17 protein-coding genes are annotated in these 17,935 nt (G+C 43.2%); 15 read left to right on the plus strand and 2 right to left on the minus strand.

Annotated elements, in window-relative coordinates:
- Positions 1–28 precede the first annotated feature (28 nt).
- Together flgM and flgA are read right to left on the minus strand one after the other, a co-directional pair.
- Positions 29–346, minus strand: coding sequence for a flagellar biosynthesis anti-sigma factor FlgM (gene flgM / locus Q5H80_RS03715; RefSeq protein WP_304569371.1), 318 nt, complete (start codon positions 344–346; stop codon positions 29–31).
- Between the two features lie 177 nt (positions 347–523).
- Positions 524–1,270, minus strand: coding sequence for a flagellar basal body P-ring formation chaperone FlgA (gene flgA, locus Q5H80_RS03720; RefSeq protein ID WP_304568854.1), 747 nt, complete (start codon positions 1,268–1,270; stop codon positions 524–526).
- 76 nt (positions 1,271–1,346) lie between these two features.
- Between flgA and Q5H80_RS03725 the strand changes: the two genes are divergently transcribed.
- The 15 genes from Q5H80_RS03725 (at position 1,347) to Q5H80_RS03795 (ending at position 17,790) form a co-directional block, all read left to right on the plus strand.
- Entirely contained in the window at positions 1,347–2,273 is a 927-nt protein-coding gene (locus tag Q5H80_RS03725; RefSeq protein WP_009848577.1) for a chemotaxis protein CheV, read from the plus strand.
- An 11-nt stretch (positions 2,274–2,284) separates the two neighbouring features.
- Complete coding sequence (locus tag Q5H80_RS03730; protein WP_009848576.1) at positions 2,285–3,112, plus strand: protein-glutamate O-methyltransferase; 828 nt, start codon at positions 2,285–2,287, stop codon at positions 3,110–3,112.
- A 255-nt stretch (positions 3,113–3,367) separates the two neighbouring features.
- Positions 3,368–3,763: a flagellar basal body rod protein FlgB gene (gene flgB, locus Q5H80_RS03735; protein ID WP_304568858.1), complete on the plus strand. Its 396-nt coding sequence runs from the start codon at positions 3,368–3,370 to the stop codon at positions 3,761–3,763.
- A 4-nt stretch (positions 3,764–3,767) separates the two neighbouring features.
- On the plus strand, positions 3,768–4,181 hold the full coding sequence (gene flgC, locus Q5H80_RS03740; protein WP_086048935.1) for a flagellar basal body rod protein FlgC: 414 nt from the start codon (positions 3,768–3,770) through the stop codon (positions 4,179–4,181).
- A gap of 17 nt (positions 4,182–4,198) precedes the next feature.
- Positions 4,199–4,909 (plus strand): flagellar hook assembly protein FlgD, encoded by a 711-nt coding sequence (gene flgD, locus Q5H80_RS03745; RefSeq protein WP_009848573.1) that lies wholly within the window; start codon positions 4,199–4,201, stop codon positions 4,907–4,909.
- 45 nt (positions 4,910–4,954) lie between these two features.
- A complete protein-coding gene (flgE, locus tag Q5H80_RS03750; protein WP_304568859.1) occupies positions 4,955–6,259 on the plus strand; it encodes a flagellar hook protein FlgE in 1,305 nt (434 codons plus the stop codon).
- Positions 6,260–6,527: 268 nt separating this feature from the next.
- Positions 6,528–7,277, plus strand: a complete 750-nt coding sequence (gene flgF / locus Q5H80_RS03755) for a flagellar basal-body rod protein FlgF (protein ID WP_009848571.1) — start codon at positions 6,528–6,530, stop codon at positions 7,275–7,277.
- Between the two features lie 21 nt (positions 7,278–7,298).
- Positions 7,299–8,087, plus strand: a complete 789-nt coding sequence (gene flgG / locus Q5H80_RS03760; protein ID WP_017103996.1) for a flagellar basal-body rod protein FlgG — start codon at positions 7,299–7,301, stop codon at positions 8,085–8,087.
- A gap of 71 nt (positions 8,088–8,158) precedes the next feature.
- On the plus strand, positions 8,159–8,935 hold the full coding sequence (flgH, locus tag Q5H80_RS03765) for a flagellar basal body L-ring protein FlgH (RefSeq protein WP_304568862.1): 777 nt from the start codon (positions 8,159–8,161) through the stop codon (positions 8,933–8,935).
- A 93-nt stretch (positions 8,936–9,028) separates the two neighbouring features.
- Positions 9,029–10,120: a flagellar basal body P-ring protein FlgI gene (locus Q5H80_RS03770; protein ID WP_304568864.1), complete on the plus strand. Its 1,092-nt coding sequence runs from the start codon at positions 9,029–9,031 to the stop codon at positions 10,118–10,120.
- Between the two features lie 10 nt (positions 10,121–10,130).
- Positions 10,131–11,072 (plus strand): flagellar assembly peptidoglycan hydrolase FlgJ, encoded by a 942-nt coding sequence (gene flgJ, locus Q5H80_RS03775; protein ID WP_304568865.1) that lies wholly within the window; start codon positions 10,131–10,133, stop codon positions 11,070–11,072.
- 221 nt (positions 11,073–11,293) lie between these two features.
- Positions 11,294–13,174 carry a flagellar hook-associated protein FlgK gene (flgK, locus tag Q5H80_RS03780; protein WP_304568866.1) on the plus strand — a complete coding sequence of 627 codons (1,881 nt, stop codon included), beginning with the start codon at positions 11,294–11,296 and terminating at the stop codon, positions 13,172–13,174.
- Between the two features lie 9 nt (positions 13,175–13,183).
- Positions 13,184–14,374 (plus strand): flagellar hook-associated protein FlgL, encoded by a 1,191-nt coding sequence (gene flgL, locus Q5H80_RS03785; RefSeq protein WP_012603430.1) that lies wholly within the window; start codon positions 13,184–13,186, stop codon positions 14,372–14,374.
- 401 nt (positions 14,375–14,775) lie between these two features.
- Positions 14,776–15,975: a flagellin gene (locus tag Q5H80_RS03790; protein ID WP_009848564.1), complete on the plus strand. Its 1,200-nt coding sequence runs from the start codon at positions 14,776–14,778 to the stop codon at positions 15,973–15,975.
- Positions 15,976–16,623: 648 nt separating this feature from the next.
- Entirely contained in the window at positions 16,624–17,790 is a 1,167-nt protein-coding gene (locus tag Q5H80_RS03795) for a flagellin (RefSeq protein ID WP_304568868.1), read from the plus strand.
- Positions 17,791–17,935 lie beyond the last annotated feature (145 nt).

The raw sequence follows: 17,935 nt of genomic DNA on the forward strand, positions 1-17,935 counted from the left end.
ATAACTTTATTTTAAAGCTAATGTTTGCTTAAAGACCTTTTAATTCGTTTTCAAACTTCATCATGTTGTCGGCCAACTTTTCTGGGTCAACTGTGTATGAACCATTTGCGATCGCTTCTTTTATTGCCGCGACTTTCACTGAATCGAAACTTGGTTGTGCTGCCATTTCTTGATGGAGTTGACCAATCGCCTTGCCTTGTTGGCTTAGTGAAACCGCATCTTTGCTTGCTGGTGATTTAGATGATGCATCTGATCTTGATGCATCAGACCTAGAATCAGAGCGCACTGCTGAGCGGTTAGTGCTCGCTAGGGTTTGCCCTGAACGAATATTATCAATACCTGCCATAGTTAAGCCTTTTTCTTCAAAATGGGAACCTGTACAGTCAATATCGACCATGGGTTAGAATACTTTAGCAATTTTTAGCTCAATAGTCGAAAACGAACCAAACACCTTAACGGTTATTATTGGATGTTAGAGTTGAGAATAAAAGCGCTAACGATACCGACACTTTAAAGTGAAGTGTTAAAAGTAAACCGTGACTTCAGACATGCTGGTAACAATACCTTCGATTATACGCTGTGATTTGTCATTTTTCACCCTAACTTGATCACCCATTGAGCCATCGGTAAGTGCAGTACCTTTGGTGGTAATGGTCATGCCACCTTTTACTGCCTGTATGATAACCTTCTCATTTCGGCATACGACACAAATATCGCCTCTTTCGACAACATCACCGGGTCTTAGGTTCTTTTTTACCTTAGCACCGATGACTTGTTGTGGAGTGGTAAAGCCTTGGCGACGAAATTTGTTGAGAGAAATCATAGCAGTCGTGACGTCGTATTGACCGACGATTTCGCCTCTCGCCAGTGAACGAGTCGTTGTGACAAGTGGTACTGACATTGAAAGGCGCACTGGCACGTAAACACGCCATTCATCAGGAACACAACGAACTAAAACAGTAATGCTGCTGCGGGTGTTGGTTGTTGTCGAGGCACTTGTCTCAAGGGGGATAGGACAATTTGTGGCTTTGATTCTAGAGTCTACATTCGCTGAATTAACAAAAAGTTCACCGCCTCGCGGTTGCTCCACCGAGTCAAGGATGTGTTGCTCAGCCGCTGATTGGATCATGTCAATTTGTTCCGGTGTTGCCGCGTGTATAAAAAAACTAAACAATATTGTTAGAATGCCGATAAACTTAGCGACAGTTTTAAAAATAGTCCTATACATAGCTATAGAAAAAAGATATATGTTTGCTTTATGATATGTCATTTTATTTCTCTAGTGGTTCGTAGCCTACAGTAGACTAACACTTTCTATCCAAAAAGTTTGATATGGAGATGAGCTCATGACGGGTATTCTTGATTCAGTGAATCAGCGTACGCAACTCGTCGGTCAAAACCGATTAGAATTACTAACCTTTCGCCTAATGGGGCGTCAGCGTTACGGTATTAATGTATTTAAAGTGAAAGAGGTTTTACAATGCCCTCGTCTGACTTTAATGCCAAATTTACATCATCTCGTAAAAGGTGTGGCTCATATTCGTGGTCAGACCGTTTCTGTCATTGATTTGAGCCTAGCGGTAGGCGGACGTCCTACATCTGATATCGATAAGTGCTTTGTGGTGATTGCTGAATTTAACCGTACTATCCAAGCATTCCTCGTAAGCTCTGTAGATAGAATTGTTAATATGCACTGGGAAGCTATTCTTCCACCACCAGATGGTTCAGGTAAAGATAATTACCTAACAGCGGTAACTAACATCGATAATGAATTGGTTGAAATTCTGGATGTTGAAAAGATTCTTGCAGAGATCTCACCTGTCGATGAAACCATGGATAGCAGAATCGCAGAAGAAATTGCAGAAGTTGAACAAGAGAAAGAATTGGTTCGCCGAATCTTGATTGCTGATGACTCGACGGTTGCTCGTAAGCAGGTTCAACGTGCTATCGAATCTATTGGTTTTGAGGTTATTGCTGTTAAAGATGGTAAAGAAGCCTATGAGACTCTGATGAAAATGGCATCGGAAGGCAGTATTTACGATCAAATTTCATTGGTGATTTCAGATATCGAAATGCCTGAAATGGATGGATACACGCTGACTGCTGAGATTCGTCGTCACGCAGAACTAAAAGATTTATACGTAATTTTGCACTCATCATTGAGTGGTGTATTTAACCAAGCCATGGTTGAGCGTGTAGGGGCTAACTCCTTCATCGCGAAATTCAATCCTGATGAGCTTGGTGGCGCGGTTAAAGCTGCGTTAACTAACTAAAAGAGACATTAATGACTGCTATAACAATAAGTGATCAAGAGTATCGCGATTTCAGCCGTTTCTTAGAATCTCAATGTGGCATTGTATTAGGTGACAGTAAGCAGTACTTAGTGCGCAGTCGTCTAAGCCCATTAGTAACGAAGTTTAATGTAGCTTCATTGTCTGATTTGCTAAGAGATGTAGTGACAGGTCGAAACCGTGAGTTGAGAGTGGCGGCAGTGGATGCTATGACGACTAACGAGACACTTTGGTTCCGAGATACTTATCCGTTTGCTGTACTCGCGGATAAACTTCTACCGGAAATAGCGGCAAATAAACGTCCTATCAAGATTTGGTCTGCGGCAAGCTCTTCAGGCCAAGAACCATACTCAATGGCTATGACGATACTTGAGACCCAAGCACGTAAGCCGGGTATGTTGCCAAATGTATCGATTACCGCTACTGATATTTCAGCAAGTATGTTGGATATGTGCCGCACCGGTGCTTATGACAACCTAGCCTTGGGCCGAGGACTTTCTCCTGAGCGCCGTCGCACTTTCTTTGAAGATGCTGGCGATGGTCGTATGAAAGTGAAAGACAACGTTAAGCGAATGGTAAACTTCCGTCCTCAGAACTTGATGGAGAGTTATGCACTGTTAGGAAAATTCGACATTATCTTTTGTCGTAACGTGTTGATTTATTTCTCTCCAGATATGAAGTCAAAAGTACTTAACCAGATGGCAAATAGCCTGAACCCTGGTGGTTACCTGTTATTGGGTGCGTCTGAATCGTTAACTGGCTTAACGGATCGTTTTGAAATGGTTCGCTGTAATCCAGGCATCATCTACAAATTAAAGTAATGAGTGTCACCACTTTAAGGTGCAATATTACTGTCTAAATTTAAAACCCAGCCAAGTGCTGGGTTTTCTTTTTCTAATTTAATCTATATCTTTAAGTCAGAGTGACATTCCAATTTACTCTATTTGTTGGCTTGTATATTGCAAGTTTACCCACGAGTAACCTGTAAAAGTAATGGTCGGCCACTTTGTTTTTAAAGTTGGTATATATATTGCTTAGGTTATTTCATAACAGTCAGTTCTTGAGTTGAGGTTTACATGGCTATTTCTTTTGACAATGCTTTAGGCATTCACCAGCACACAGTTGGTGTACGTGAGCGTAACGCTGAGGTGCTTTCCACCAATATCGCGCAAGCTAACACGCCTGGGTATAAAGCAAAGGGATTAGACTTTAATAAATCACTGCAGGCGGCAAGTTCTGGGGCAAGCATTGGTCTTAGCCGAACAGACGGTCGGCATATTTCTGCCTCAATAACGGTGAATGGGGAAACGAAGTATCGAATTCCTACGCAACCTGATACCGGAGATGGCAATACGGTTGATTTGGATTTGGAAAGAAACCTTTTCATGCAAAACCAAATTAGGCATCAAGCCTCTCTCGACTTCTTAGGAAGTAAGTTCAAGAATTTAACTAAAGCGATAAAAGGGGAATAACTAGATGAGCTTATTTAATGTATTCAATGTGACTGGTTCTGCGATGAGTGCTGAATCTGTTCGTCTAAATACTACCTCAAGCAACCTTGCTAACGCAGACAGTGTAAGTAGTTCTGCTAAAGACACTTACAAGGCTCGCCACGCAGTGTTTGGCGCTGAGTTAAATCAGGCACGTAATAGTGGTCACACTGTGCCAGTGAAAGTATTAGGTATCGTAGAAAGCGATAAGCCGCTGAGCGCGGAGTATAACCCAGATCATCCGTTAGCGAACGACGAAGGCTATATCTATAAGCCTAACGTGAACGTTATGGAAGAAATGGCAAACATGATTTCAGCATCACGTGCGTACCAAACAAACGTACAGGTTGCTGACTCGAGTAAACAAATGCTGCTGCGTACGCTGCAGATGGGTCAATAAGGATAAGGAGGTAGCAAATGGCTGGAATCAACAATGTTGGTCAAAGCGGCTTGTCCTATGTTGACCAGCTGAAGAGTCTTCAAGATGGTGCTAAGAAGCCCGATGAAACAACAGGTAAGCAAGATCTTAAACAAGATGACTTCTTATCGTTGTTGACTAAGCAACTTGCACAACAAGACCCTTTTAAGCCGGTTAGCAATGACCAGATGATTGCGCAAATGGCTTCATTTGCGACCGTAGATGGCATTGGAAAAATGAATACACAGTTTGAAAGCTTGAATTCATCAATGACTTCTAACCAAGCACTGCAGGCATCTTCTTTGGTTGGCCGCGATGTATTGGTTCCTGGAGCGGCAGGTGTGAAACAAGGTGATGGCGGTATGGCGTCAATGGTTAAGCTTCCTCAGGCAATGGACAATGTAATGGTCCGTGTTGAGAATGAAGTTGGCCAATTGGTTCGCACTTTTGATATCGGCTCAAAACCATCTGGTGACACGCGTGTTGAGTGGGACGGAAAAGACGAAGACGGTAATCCATTGCCGGCCGGTAAATACAACGTGAAAGCGTCGGGTTTATTGGAAGGTGAGAACACAGAGTTCCAAGTGTCGAGTTATGCGAACGTGAACAGTGTGCTTCTTGGTAAAGGCGATGGCAACGTACTACTCAATCTGGCTGGTTTTACATCGCCAGTACGACTTGCTGAAGTACTAGAAGTTGGTAAAGCGTAGCTCTTTTTAGAGTGATTATGCTAGCTAGATTAGGAGAATATTGGAATGTCATATGTATCTTTAAGCGGTCTATCCGCTGCACAGTTAGACCTGAATACAACCAGTAACAACATTGCGAACGCAAACACATTTGGCTTTAAAGAGTCTCGTGCGGAGTTCGGGGATGTTTACTCAAGCTCGTTGTTCACTAACGCAAAAACGACGCCAGGAGGCGGTGCGCAAGCTAGCCAAGTGGCACAACAGTTCCATGAAGGTTCAAGTATCTATACGAATAACCCAATGGACTTGCGTGTAAGTGGTACAGGTTTCTTTGCAGTATCGAAAGACCGTATGGTGCCAGAGATCAATGAACTAACGCGTAATGGTGCATTTCACCTAAACAAAGACAACTACATGGTTACGGCCAATGATGAGTTTCTTTTAGGCTATGATGTTGATCCAAATACCGGTGAAGTTCTTTCTTACGCACCAAAGCCTCTCGACATTCCAGCTGAGTTTGGTAAGCCTAAACAGACAGAAAACATTGAAGTAGGGGTTAACCTTCCTGCGAACGGTGATCTTAAAGACCCAGCAACATTTGACTTCAAAGATCCAGATACCTATAACCGTGCAACGTCTTCGACGGTCTACGATTCTATGGGACAGTCTTACAAGTTAACGACATACTACTTAAAAGATCAGACTCAACCGAATACTTGGCAAACGTACTACACAATGTCAGATGAAACGGGCGAGAAGCCGGTAAACATTACTGGTGGCGACGCGACGAATTCAGCTGGTCATGTTGGTCACACCATGAAATTCAACAATGACGGTACCTTAGCAAGCTTAAACAGTGGTCAGCCAATTACTTCTGACCCAATCGGCGCTGGCGAGAACCCAATTGATTTGAACGGTGCTGATCCAACACAGGTACTTAATTTTGGTCTGGATTCATCAACTCAGTTTGCTGCTCCATTTGAATTGTCTAAGTTTGACGAAGATGGTGCAACAACTGGTTTCTTAACCAAAATCGATTTCGATGAGTACGGCAGTGTTCTAGGCAGTTACTCAAACGGTGAAAATGTGATACTAGGCCGCGTAGGTTTAGTTCGTGTACCTAATGAGCATGGTCTAGATAAGAAAGGCGGCACTCAATGGGATTCTACTAACGCTTCAGGTGATAAAATCTGGGGTGAATCAAATAAAGGTTCATTTGGTAGTATCAACAATGGCTCACTAGAGCAGTCGAATATCGACATGACTCAAGAATTGGTTGATTTGATTTCTGCTCAACGTAACTTCCAAGCGAACTCTCGTTCTCTAGAAGTACACAACCAACTACAACAGAATATTCTTCAGATTCGTTAATCGTTTCGAGCGTTTGAATCATCTGCGAATACCCAATTCAATGTTATTGAATTGGGTATTGTTGATGAATTACGTATGGCTGTTTGCTTTTCTATTTGCCGCCCCTATTGCCGCCCGGTAATGCCTCTGGCAACAATTCTTCCTCAATGATCTTTTACGAACAGTTTTTTTTGTTGTTTTTCGTTTAAGTTTTTGATAAATAACGCTTAAAAATATTGGCATAATGTTTGCTTTATTAGTTCCAGAAAATGATTTTTGGAGCAAAATTATGGATCGCGCACTGTTTCTTGCCATGAGTGGCGCTAAGCAAAATATGCAGGCTTTGCAGCTGCGTTCAAACAACCTTGCCAACGTAAGTACAACGGGTTTCCGTGCTGATTTAGCACAAGCTCGTTCAATGCAAGCGTATGGTGAAGGTATGCCAACTCGTGTTTTCAGCATGACAGAGCGTCCGGGCCATAATTTCGCACAAGGCAGTGTGGTCACCACTGGTCGAGATCTCGACGTCACAATCCAAGGTGATGGCTGGATTTCAGTGATGGACAATACTGGCCGTGAAGGTTTAACACGTAACGGTAACCTAAGGGTTGACCAAAACGGTTTGCTAACTAACGCAAGCGGTCATTTGGTGTTAGGTGAGAACGACGCACCCATCACGCTCCCCATTCCTATCAGTAAAGTAGAAATTGGTACTGATGGTACGATTTCGGTGATTCCTCAAGGCGCTCCAGCTGAAGAATTAGCCGTAGTTGATCGTATTAAGCTTGTGCGTCCAGATAACCAAAGCTTGTTTAAAGATACGAATGGCCTATTCCGTTCGAAAAACCCAGATCAGGCATACGAAGCCGATGCAGCGGTAACGTTGCTTAAAGGTGCTATCGAAGGCAGTAACGTAAATGCCGTAGGTGAAATGACCAGCTTAATTGACTTACAACGTCAGTTTGAAATGCAGGTCAAGATGATGAGCACGGCAGAGGAAATGGACAAGTCGTCTGATTCACTGCTTCGTATGAGCTAATAGAATTTTAAGGAAATTACTATGCATCCAGCATTATGGGTAAGTAAAACCGGTTTAGACGCCCAACAAACCAATATTTCAACAATTTCAAACAACCTTGCCAACGCCTCAACTATTGGTTTTAAAAAGAGCCGTGCGGTGTTTGAAGATTTGTTCTATCAGAATATTAACCAACCGGGTGGCCAATCGTCTCAGAATACTGAGCTACCAAGTGGCTTGATGTTGGGGGCGGGTTCAAAAGTGGTTGCAACTCAAAAGGTGCACACTCACGGTAACGCACAAACAACCTCGAACAGCTTAGATATGATGATCGAAGGTGACGGCTTCTTCCAAGTTGAAATGCCAGATGGTGAAACAGGCTACAGCCGAAATGGTCAATTCACACTGAACGGTGATGGCGCGATCGTAACTTCAGGTCAAGGTTATGCCCTACAACCCGAAATCGTTATTCCTGAAGACGCGATCTCGGTAACGGTTGGTAACGATGGTGAAGTGTCGGTTCGTCTACGTGGTCAGCAAAACAACGTCGTGGTTGGCCAAATCACCATTACTGATTTCGTAAACCCAGGTGGTTTAGAGCCCATTGGCCAAAACCTTTACTTGCCTACAGGTGCAAGTGGTGACCCGCAAGAGGGGGTTCCGGGGTTGAACGGCTTAGGTAATGTTCGTCAGTCTATGCTTGAAGCATCTAATGTAAACGTAACCGAGGAGCTGGTTAATATGATTGAAGCTCAACGTGTTTACGAAATGAACTCAAAAGTTATCTCGGCGGTAGATAAGATGATGAGCTTCGTTAACCAACAACTGTAGCTGGTTAATTCGCTGTTTACTTATTTCTTTTAATCGTTCTGTTTACCATTGCCCGCTGAGAGTATGTCGCCATGAAACGTATTGTTTGTTTAGCCCTATTTTTGTCTATGACTGGCTGCGCCCCATTGGCTCCAATTGAAACTCCGGCGCAAGAGAACGCAACCACAGTGGTTGATGCCGTAGAAGGCGACAAGTCGGCCCAGGAAAGCTCTGGTATTATCGACACACTTCGAGATAGAACGGATCCTACTGCTGGTGATCCTGCATGGGCGCCAATTAACCCGAAGAAAAAACAAGAGCATTATGCGGCAGCAACAGGCTCGCTGTTCAATGCTAACCACATTGGTAGCATGTATGACGATTCAAAACCTCGCGGTATTGGTGACATTATTACAGTTGCGTTAGATGAGAATACGCGAGCGACTAAAAAAGCTAACGCAGATATGTCTAAATCGAACGATGCATCGATGGAGCCGTTAGCTGTAGGTGGTGAAAATCTAGAACTTGGTAAATACAACTTTTCTTACGATCTGAGTAACACCAATACCTTTGCTGGAGATGCATCAGCTAACCAAAGTAACAGCATTAGCGGTTACATTACCGTTGAAGTTATTGAAGTATTAGCTAATGGCAACCTAGTGGTTCGTGGTGAAAAGTGGATGACGTTGAATACGGGTGATGAGTACATTCGCTTAAGTGGCACCATCCGCCCTGATGATATCGACTTTGAGAATACCATTGCTTCGAACCGTGTTTCGAATGCACGAATTCAGTACTCAGGTACGGGTGTGCAGAAAGATATGCAAGAACCTGGGTTCTTGGCACGATTCTTTAATGTATCTTTGTAGAGCTTGAGACTGTGTCGACATACTGACACTTTAAGAATTATCTAATTTCAAGCTAACTCATTATAAATTAAAGCAATACAGACAGGTTACTCAATGAAAAAACTAACACTCGTACTCTTCGGCATGCTATTTCTTGCCTCCAGTGCTCATGCCGCGCGTATAAAAGACGTGGCAAAAGTAGCGGGTGTTCGTAGTAACCAACTTGTCGGTTATGGTTTGGTGACGGGTTTGCCGGGCACCGGTGAGACAACTCCCTTTACTGATCAAACGTTTAACGCAATGCTGAAAAATTTTGGCATTCAATTGCCGCCTGGCACTAAGCCAAAAACCAAAAACGTAGCGGCGGTAATCGTTACCGCTGAACTTCCGGCATTCTCTAAGCAAGGTCAGGAAGTAGACGTAACGGTGTCGTCTATTGGTTCAGCAAAAAGTCTTCGTGGTGGTACTTTGCTGCAGACTTTTCTTAAAGGTCTAGACGGTCAAGTGTACGCTGTGGCACAAGGTAATTTGGTGGTGAGTGGTTTTAGCGCTCAAGGCAACGATGGTTCTAAGCTCGTTGGTAACAACCCTAACGTCGGTATCATCTCTAGCGGTGCGACGGTAGAGCAAGAAATCCCAACCCCATTTGGTCGTGGTGACTACATCACTTTCAACTTAATCCAATCTGATTTTACTACGGCTCAGCGTTTGGCTGATGCGGTTAATAATTTCCTAGGCCCTCAAATGGCGTCTGCAGTAGACGCGACTTCTGTAAAAGTTCGCGCGCCACGTGAAATAAGCCAACGTGTGGCTTTCTTGTCTGCCATCGAAAACATCGAATTTGACCCTGCAGAGGGCTCTGCAAAAATCATTGTTAACTCTCGTACCGGTACTATTGTTGTTGGTAAGCATGTGCGCTTAAAAGCAGCAGCAGTAACACACGGTGGTATGACGGTCGCAATCAAAGAAAATCTAAACGTAAGCCAACCTAACGCATTCTCTGGTGGTCAAACGGTAGTCGTTCCTGATTCGGACATCGAAGTAACCGAAGCTGATGGTAAAATGTTTAAGTTCGAACCCGGTTTAACGCTCGACGATTTGGTTCGAGCTGTCAACGAAGTGGGCGCCGCACCTTCTGATTTAATGGCAATCCTTCAAGCACTGAAACAAGCGGGTGCAATTGAAGGTCAGTTGATCATTATTTAAGGGATAAAGCATGATTAAAAATAACAATGACATCGGCTTTATTCACGATATTGGTAGCCTAGACCGTCTTCGTCAACAAGCGGTAAGCGGTGAAGAAGGCAGTGAAAAAGAAGCACTAACCGCTGCAGCAAAACAGTTTGAATCTATTTTTACCTCGATGTTGTTTAAGTCGATGCGTGATGCGAACTCGAGCTTTAAGTCAGATATGTTGAACAGCCAGAATGAACAGTTTTATCGTCAGATGCAAGATGACCAAATGGCGAGTGAACTCAGTGCATCAGGTTCACTCGGTCTTGCGGACATGATCGTAGCTCAGTTAAGTGCTGGCCAAGCAAATGATGCAACTGAAGATAAGGTTCGCAATGAAGGCTTTGATACTTCTCTGCAAAGACCGCAGTACTCTGGTCGTTCACAAGATAGAGCTCCTGAAGTTCAATCTGCGCAAGCTATGTTAGCAACAGACGTGTCAGTGGCCAAACAACCAGTTTCCTTCGACTCTCCAGAATCGTTTGTTGCCTCAATGAAGCCTTACGCTGAAAAAGCGGCGAGCGCACTCGGTGTCGATTCGTCACTGCTATTGGCACAAGCGGCACTTGAAACAGGTTGGGGTTCTAAGATGATTAAGAACTCTTTGGGTAATAGCAATAACCTATTCAACATCAAAGCCGATAGAAGTTGGAAGGGCGATAAGGTTGCTACGCAGACACTTGAGTTCCATGGTAAAACAGCCGTTAAAGAGTCTGCTTCTTTCCGTTCTTACTCTAATTTCGAAGATAGCTTTAATGATTACGTGAAGTTTTTGAACGAAAACCCAAGATACGAAACGGCATTGCAGCATCAAGGTAACTCTGAGAATTTCATCAAAGGTATTCACCAGGCAGGTTACGCAACTGACCCTAACTATGCCGACAAAGTTTTACGAGTTAAAGCTAAGATTGATGAGATGAAATAGCGTTTTTGAATGCACTCGAGAGCTTGCCACCGGCAGGCTCTTTTCTTATCCGCCCCTTCAGTTCTTACGCGTCATTCATAATTTTCTCCTTACACTTCAATAAATTATTGTCTTTTAACTCTCCGTTATTTCTATTGGCACATATATTGCTAAATATCTTAATAATAAGCTGTAGTAGTTAATCAGTTCATGCTGATTTTGTTAAGTTTTTTGGGGGCATTATGGCGTCGGATCTTCTGAATGTAGGAGCACAAAGTGTTCTTACTGCTCAGAGACAGCTAAACACCACAGGTCATAACATTTCTAACGCCAACACAGAGGGCTATAGCCGTCAGTCTGTGGTTCAAGGTGTGAATGACCCGCGCCAGTACGGTGGTCAAACCTACGGTATGGGTGTGCATGTGGAAAATGTTCGCCGCTCGTGGGACCAGTTTGCCGTCAAGGAACTTAATTTATCAACAACCAATGCCGCTAACAAAGCGGATACCGAAGCTAACCTGGATATGCTGTCAAGCATGTTGTCATCGGTTGTTTCGAAGAAGATCCCAGAGAACCTCAATGAGTGGTTTGATTCTGTTAAGACGCTCGCTGATACCCCGAATGATGTGGGTACACGAAAAGTCGTCATAGAAAAAGCTGGGTTATTAAGTAAAACGTTAAATGAATTTCATGAAACCGTTCGTCAACAGTCTGATTCTGCGAATAAGAAATTAGACATGGGTATTGAGCGAGTTAACCAAATTGCATACGAGATCCGTGATCTTCAGCGATTAATGGTACGAACTCCCGGACCTCATAATGATCTACAAGATCAGCACGAACAGCTAGTTAATGAGCTTTCTGGTTACACTAAAGTGACGGTGACACCACGAGCTAATAATGAAGGCTTTAATGTCCATATCGGAAATGGTCATACCTTAGTTTCTGGTACAGAAGCGAGCCAACTGAAAATGATCGATGGTGTACCAGATGCACATCAGCGTCGTCTTGCTATCGTAGAAGGAAAGTCATTAAAGGCGATTACTAACCGCGATATTGATGGACAAATCGGCGCGATGTTAGATATGCGTGATGAACATATTCCTGCAGTTATGGATGAGCTTGGTCGTTTGGCGACCGCGTTTTCATACGAGGTCAATGCGCTGCAATCGCAAGGTTTGGATCTCAACGGCAATGTAGGTAAAAACCTGTTTACCGATGTGAACTCTGAGTTAGTGGCTAAGTCTCGTGTTACTGCTCACGGACAGTCAAAAGCGGATGTCGCGGTTTATATTGATGATACTTCTGCTCTTAAAGGCGGTGAGTATGGCCTGAAATACGATGGCAGCGATTATGTGGTGATTAAGCCAGATGGTGAAACGGTAAAAGTTAGCACTAATTCAACTGGCAATGCCTTTTATTTAGATGGCATGCGAGTGGAAGTTCGAAATCCGCCGGAACTGGGTGAGAAGCTTTTACTACGCCCAACCCGCAACTTTGCCGCGCAGATTCAGATGGAAACCAAAGATCCTAAAGATATTGCAGCGCAAAGCTATGAGGCATCCACCACCTTTGCTAAAGGCACTGCAGGTTTTAAAATTTTGGCGGCAGGTCAGCTGCGAGAGTTTGAAGTGATAGTGTCCCCAAAGGGGGAACAGTTTGCGGTTACCGATCCGAAGGGCAATATAATTATGCAGCCTCAACCGTATCCGCCACAAGGCCCCGTGACAATTAATGGCACAACGTTTGAACTGACACCGGGCGCGGTGGCAAACGATAAATTTACGGCAAACCTTGTCCCTTCAGAAGGTGACAATGGCAACTTGCGTAAATTGCAAGATCTCCAAACAGGCAAAGTCTTGGATGATGGTGAGTCTACGATTTTAGATCTTTACCACAACTTGAATACCAATACGGGCTTGAAATCTTCAACGGCAAATCGCTTGAGTGATATTGCTAGGCTAGAAAAAGAGTCAGCTCAAGAACGTATTGCTTCAGTCTCTGGGGTGAACCTAGATGAAGAAGCAGCAAATATGATGAAATTTCAGCAAGCGTACATGGCTTCTTCACGCATCATGCAAGCCGCCAATGATACGTTTAATACTATTTTGGCTTTGAGGTAGGAGATATAAATGTTGACTCGTATTTCTAGCTTTCATAATTATCAGTCAGTACAAAATGACTTTCGCCGCCAAGAAAACAAGGTGCATCATAATCAAGCACAACTGGCTTCCGGTAAGAAATTACAGTCGGCGAGTGATGATCCTTTGGCGACGCATTATTTACAAAACATCGGCCAGCAATCTGAGCAACTTAAACAGTATGTCGATGCGATCACTCTAATTAGAAACCGCCTTGAACATCATGAAGTCATGGTCGCCAACTCGGAAGGGTTCGCGGATGAAGCAAAACGAACCGTGATGGAAATGATTAACGGTGCACTTTCACCGGAAGACCGCTTAGCGAAGAAACGTGAAATTCAAGAGTTATCGAATAATCTTCTACATTTAGCTAATACTCAAGATGAGTCAGGTAACTACACATTTTCAGGAACCAAGCCCAAGAGCCAGCCATTTTTTCAAGATAATGAAGGAAATGTTTCTTATCAAGGTGATGACTATCAAAGAAAGATGCGAGTAGCAACTAGCTTTGAAATGGCAATGAACGATCCGGGCAGTAAGTTGTTTATGGAAATAGATAACCCGTTTGGTGACTACGAGCCTCAGTATGATCTTGAACCGGCCTCTGAGTTATTACTAGGGCGCGCAACCAATAAATCTGAAGATGGTTCTACTTATAAAGTGACTTTTGTTGATATGCAAACAGGCAAGTTCGCTTACCAGCTTGAAAAAGATGGCGAAGTGGTTGCCTCGGAAGATTTTGATCCTTCGAAAGGTGTTGTCTATGAAGGTCTGAATATCCAATTCAAGGGGCAGATCACGAAGGGTGACTCGATCACTTTAGAGCCGAGAAAGACATTTTCTATTTTTGATACATTCAAAGAGACCGCCGAACAGGCTGAAAATCCAGTATCGGATGCATCGGCAACGGCAAAACTGCACCAAATGACAGAAGAATTTCATGCCGCGTTTATTCATTTGACTAAGGCGAGAACGGATGTCGGTGCACGTTTGAGTACGTTGGATATTCAAGAGCAGCAACATGAAGATTTTAAGTTGTCTTTAGCGAAAGCAAAAAGCAACTTTGAAGACTTGGATTATTCGAAAGCCATCATTGAATTCAATGAAAACTCTCGAGCGTTACAAGCTTCACAACAAGCGTTTGGCAAGACGAAAGACCTGACCTTGTTTAATTATATTTAGCTGTGAACAGTCGTTAATCTGGGGTTAGTTCTCTGCCGTATGTGCTATGCCATACGTGCGAACAATCCTATCGGTTGCCACTTTTTTATTCAAAGTGGCATGTTTGAAAAATAGCGGCAAAAAACGGCAATGAGAGATATTAATCTCTTATATTCTCGACTTAATACAACTGTTACTTATGGTAATCTTTCATTAAGTCTCTGTTTTGTTGTGATTTTTTAAATTATTGCAATTGATTTAAAAAGTTGGCACATAACATGCTTTTGTATTTGTCATAAATGATTAATACAGATCTTAAACCTTATCTAGGGTTTATCGCGTAATACACGGTCAGTGCTTATCCATATGAGAGTAAAGCTGGCCGCTTCGCAGAAATTTTGCGAACTCATAAGGAGAGCAATATGGCTATTAATGTAAGCACTAACGTATCTGCTATGACAGCACAACGATACTTGAATAAATCGTCTAATGAACTAGCGACCTCTATGGAGCGTTTGTCATCAGGCCACAAGATCAACAGTGCAAAAGATGATGCAGCTGGTCTACAAATATCAAACCGTTTAACAGCCCAGTCTCGTGGTCTTGATGTAGCGATGCGTAATGCAAATGATGGTATTTCGATTGCTCAAACTGCAGAAGGCGCGATGAACGAATCAACGAACATACTACAACGTATGCGTGATCTAGCGATTCAGTCATCAAACGGCACCAACTCTCCGGCAGAGCGTCAAGCATTAAACGAAGAGACTATGGCTCTTCAAGATGAGCTTAACCGTATCGCTGAGACAACGGCTTTCGGTGGCCGTCGCTTATTGAATGGCTCATTTGGTGAAGCTTCATTCCAGATTGGTTCAAACTCTGGTGAAGCGATGATCATGGCGCTAACTAGTATTCGTGCGGATGATTTCCGTATGGGTGGAACAACATTCGACACTGAAAACGCTAAAGATAAAAGCTGGGAAGTACCAGTAGCAGCAAAAGATCTTAAGTTTGAATTCAAAACTAAAGCGGGTGAAGAGATTACTCTCGATATAAGCGCCAAAGCCGGCGACGATATCGAAGAACTAGCCACTTACATTAATGGTCAATCTGATTTAATTAACGCATCGGTTACTGATGAAGGTCGCATACAGGTATTTGTAGCCGAGCCAGATTTAGATGGTGAGATGAGAATCTCGGGTGGTTTAGCCTCTGAACTAGGCTTCAAAAATGATGCTCCTGAAGGCCAGGAAACCACAACCACGGCGGATGGCAAAGTTGTACCTGCACCTGCTGTAGGTCGAACGACATTAGTTCAAGATGTCGATTTGAATACTGTAGCGGGTTCACAAAACGCAATCAGTGTCATCGACTCTGCAATGCAGTACGTTGACTCACAGCGTGCTGATTTGGGTGCGAAGCAAAACCGTCTAAGCCACAGTATTAATAACTTGGCAAACGTTCAAGAGAACGTAGACGCTTCAAACAGCCGAATCAAAGATACGGACTTTGCGAAAGAGACAACGCAAATGACCAAAGCTCAAATTCTGCAACAGGCAGGTACATCAATACTTGCTCAAGCAAAACAGTTGCCTAACTCTGCAATATCACTATTGCAATAGTTATTGGTGGAACTTGCTATTCGTGTTCAGACGTGAACCGCTTAGCGAGGGAAACTGGCAAGCATACTTACTATTGGGTGTTTAGCTCTCTCATCTCTCACCTGCTATCCATTTTTACGGTAAGAATGCAACGGCGCGTCGGAAATGTGTTCATTTCTCGATGATCTCCGCGCAGGCTCTGACACGCCAACTAGCCCCGGTTCCTTCACAGGAAAAGGGGCTTTTTCCTTTCTACTGCTACATTTTTATTTTCTTGCCAATCTTCAATCTTCTATCTTTTGAATCCTCAAAACCTCGATTTTACTCATCTGTTTCACGACAAATAACATCACTCTTTGTATAAGAAGGATACCAATCTGCGCTCTTTGGTGACTGTTCTTTTCTCGACCTTGGGTCACTCTAATGATGCTTAGTGTGTTTTTTGAACATATTTGAATGCATTCTCAATTGAAGACTGCCACAGTTATAGAAAATGTAAGGTTTTAAGTGTCTGATAAAATTGATTTTAATATTTAATTTGTGGTTTTTTGAAAGTTTTTCTAAAGCTTCTGAATTTCGAGCCGTTATTAAAAGTAACTTAGAGATAACTACTTGGTTTTCCGAGACGTCGGAAACCGCTATACCGGAAAATCAATTGGAGAAATCACCATGGCAGTGAATGTAAATACCAACGTTTCAGCAATGACAGCACAACGTTACCTAAACAGTGCAAATAGCTCTCAACAAACATCAATGGAGCGCCTATCTTCAGGCTCTAAAATCAACAGCGCAAAAGATGACGCTGCTGGTCTACAAATCTCGAACCGTTTGAATGTTCAGAGTCGCGGTCTTGATGTTGCTGTACGTAATGCTAACGATGGTATCTCTATCGCTCAAACGGCAGAAGGTGCGATGAATGAAACATCGAACATTCTGCAACGTATGCGTGACTTGTCTCTACAATCAACAAACGGTTCAAATACAAAAGCTGACCGTGTTGCAATCCAAGAGGAAGTAACGGCGCTTAACGATGAATTGAATCGTATCGCTGAAACGACATCTTTTGGTGGTAACAAGCTGCTTAACGGTACTCACGGTACTAAGTCATTCCAAATTGGTGCAGATAATGGTGAGGCAGTAATGCTTCAACTGAAAGATATGCGTTCTGATAACGACCAAATGGGCGGCAGCAGCTACCAATTTACTGAAGCTAAAGGTAAAGATTGGGGCGTTAAAGCTGGCGCGAATGACTTAACTATGTCACTAAAAGACAGCTTTGGTGATGATCGAGAAATCAACATCTCTGCTAAAGCGGGCGATGATATTGAAGAGCTAGCGACTTACATTAACGGTCAACAAGACTTAGTAAAAGCGTCTATTGATGAAGAAGGTAAACTTCAAATCTTTGCTGGCAACAATAAAGTTGATGGAGAAATTGCATTTTCTGGTGCTCTATCAGATGAACTAGGTATGCAAGCAGGCAAGAACCCTGAAGACCCAAAAACGCTAGAGGGTAAGCAGGTAACGGTTGATAGTATCGACGTAACGTCTGTTGGTGGTGCTCAAGAATCTGTAGCGGTTATCGATGCGGCACTTAAGTATGTAGATAGCCACCGTTCAGAGCTTGGTGCTTTCCAAAACCGTTTCGACCACGCAATTAACAACTTAGACAACATTAATGAAAACGTTAATGCATCTAAGAGCCGTATCAAAGATACCGATTTCGCTAAAGAGACGACTCAGATGACTAAATCTCAGATCCTTTCTCAAGCTTCAAGCTCGATTCTTGCACAAGCGAAGCAAGCTCCGAACTCGGCACTTAGCCTACTAGGTTAATCGGTTGAAAGGCCATATTGACTATATGCATTGTTAATCATAATTGTCAATATTAGGCTTCCACAAATTAGCTCGTGGTGAGAGATGAGCGCTAAATAAACCCAGCTTCGGCTGGGTTTTTTATTGCCTGCGATTTGGTAAAGGC

It is taken from the genome of Vibrio sp. SNU_ST1 (assembly GCF_030563405.1).
Taxonomy (GTDB): Bacteria; Pseudomonadota; Gammaproteobacteria; order Enterobacterales; family Vibrionaceae; genus Vibrio.